Below are 2,512 nucleotides of genomic sequence, written 5' to 3'. Positions count from 1 at the left end.
GCCCGCCGCCGCCGTGATGCATGTCTGGATCTTGACGGCGTCCCAGCTCTGGCCGCCGGTGCCGTCGGCCCGGTGCTCGGTGCCGTCGCGCAGGTCGCGCACGACGCCCGAGCGCAGCGGCACGACGCAGGTGTGGCAGATGCCCATGCGGCAGCCGAACGGCAGCTTCAGCCCGGCCTGCTCGCCGCCCTCGAGCAGCGTCGTCGCCCCGTCGATCTCGACCTCGGCGTCGGACTGCGAGAACGTGACGGTGCCGCCCTCGGCCTCGCCGCCCGCGAGGTTGGCCGAGAAGCGCTCGACGTGCAGCTGGTCCTCGACGCCCGCGTCCTTCCAGACCTCCTCGGCGTCGTCGAGCATCGCGTTCGGCCCGCAGACCCACGCCGCGCGCTCGGTCCAGTCCGGGCACACGTCCGAGAGGTCACGCAGGTCGAGGTGGCCGTCCTCGGAGGTGTGGCGGCGGATGACGGTGATCGAGCTGTACCGGTGGTCGAGGTCGGCCAGCTCGTCGGAGAACAGGAAGTGCTCCGGGTCCGGCGCGGAGTGCATGACGAACACGTCGGGCATCGTCCGGCGCCGGTCGAGCGTCCGGAGGAACGCCATGATCGGCGTGATCCCGCTGCCCGCGGTGAGGAAGAGGATCTTCTTGGGCGGCGGCTCGGGGAGGACGAAGTCACCCTGCGGCGGCGCCAGCCGAACGATGGTCCCGGGCGCGACGCCCCGGACGAGGTGCTGGGACAGGAAGCCCTCGGGCTGCGCCTTGATGGTGACCGAGAGGTGGCCGCCGTCGCGCTTCGGCGGGGAGGTCAGCGAGTACGAGCGCCAGTGGAAGCGCCCGTCGACCTGGACCGCGATGCCGACGTACTGGCCGGCGTGGTGGTCGAACGACCAGCCCCAACCCGGCTTGATGACTAGGGTGGCGGCGTCGTCGGTCTCCTGCACGACCTTGACGACCTTGCCCCGCAGCTCCCGCGCGGACCACAGCGGGTTGAGCAGCGTCAGGTAGTCGTCGGGCAGCAACGGCGTGGTGAAGCGTGACGCGGCGGCGCGCAGCCGCTGCACCGAGCGGGGAAGACCGGCCGGGGAATCGTTCACATCGCCTCCGCTTCGTCGCAGGGGACTGCTCCGCCGTGACGAACGGGGAGCGTGGGCCCTAGATGACCGATGAGGGTCACATCGAAACATGCTGCGATGTCATATGACATCGCGGGATGTCATGAACGATCCGGACGCCCGGTGTCGTCGTCACCGAGGACGCGGGAGGCCTCACGGACGAGGTCTCCCACCGCCCGCGGCATCGACTCGCGGAAGGCCGACATGACGGTCTGGGCGGCCACCGGCTGGAGTTTCGCGACGACGTCACGGATGTCGGCGAACCGGTCCGCGGGCAGGCCGTCGTCGACGAAGTCCTGCCAGACCGTGCGCCGGAAGAGGTCGACGAAGTTCGCCGCCACCTCGGTGACCTGTTCGAGCACCACCCGCCGGGTCTCGAGCAGTGCGTCCAGCGGCATCCCGAGACGGACCGCCTCCGCCCCGGCCCGCACCATGCCGGGGCTGTGGACGCGGATGGTCCCGTCGCCGAGATCCTCGACCAGGCCCGCCTCGGTGAGCATGTCGTAGTGCGCCGGCTCGACACCCACCCACGAGGCGAACTCCTCCCGGCGCATGTCCACCGGGGGCTCGGCCTGCCACGGCATCAACATCTCGAGGTACTGGGAGAGCGCGCCCTCGGCCGTCTGGTTCGGCGTCGCGTCCACCAGGCGCTCGATCGCGGCGAGTGAGAAGCCCTCGGACTGCAGGTGGGTGATCAGCTCCAGGCGGGCGAGGTGCTCGCCGCCGTAGAACCCGGTCCGGCCCTGCATGCGCGGCGGCGGGAGCAGGCCACGGGCCGCATGGGCGCGCACGTTGCGGACGGTCATCCCAGCATGGACGGCCAGACGGTCGATCGTCCATGTCGACGCCGGGGACCCCACGCCCGGCCACGGTACGAGCGTTGTTCCGCCGAACCGGTTCGTGTTACCCGTGGTACCTGCTAGTACCGCGATGCGGCCCACGAGGGGCACTCCACGCAGCCAGCGGGCCCGTCCGAGGCCCGAAGTGCCCCTGATCAAGGGCGGACGCGCATGTGGCCCACGAGGGGCACTCCACGCAGCGCCAGCGGGCTCGTCCGAAGCCTGAAGTGCCCCTGATCAAGGGCGGACGCGATGGGTGACCCACGAGGGGCACTCCACGCAGCGCCAGCGGGCCCGTCCGATGCCTGAAGTGCCCCTGATCAAGGACGGTGCACTCCGGACCGGGAACCAGTTGACGGTCCCCGGCCCGGAGCGGGCGGACCGCGGTGCGCGAGGGAGTCGCGCCGCGGTCGCGATCGGTGGCCCGACTCCGACCCTGTGATCGACATCCGGGCGGCGAAGTGCTCGCTGAGCGAGCACTTCACCACCCGGATCGCGATCATGGACGGCCGGGCATGCACGGTTACCGGGTCGCCCCGCCGCGCGCGGCACCCTTCCCGGCG

Annotated in this window: 2 protein-coding genes; both read right to left on the bottom strand. The window is 71.3% G+C overall.

Annotated features, from left to right (window positions below; genetic code table 11):
* A partial coding sequence (locus tag VGI02_RS27220; protein ID WP_331632881.1) for a ferredoxin reductase occupies positions 1-1,092 on the bottom strand: 1,092 nt, incomplete at its 3' end.
* Positions 1,093-1,211: 119 nt separating this feature from the next.
* Positions 1,212-1,970 carry a MerR family transcriptional regulator gene (locus VGI02_RS27215; RefSeq protein ID WP_331632879.1) on the bottom strand — a complete coding sequence of 253 codons (759 nt, stop codon included), beginning with the start codon at positions 1,968-1,970 and terminating at the stop codon, positions 1,212-1,214.
* Between the last annotated feature and the right edge of the window lie 542 nt (positions 1,971-2,512).

It is taken from the genome of Actinomycetospora sp. (genome assembly GCF_036497245.1).
Taxonomy (GTDB): domain Bacteria; phylum Actinomycetota; class Actinomycetes; order Mycobacteriales; family Pseudonocardiaceae; genus Actinomycetospora.
This window is presented reverse-complemented; position numbering and strand designations above follow the sequence as displayed.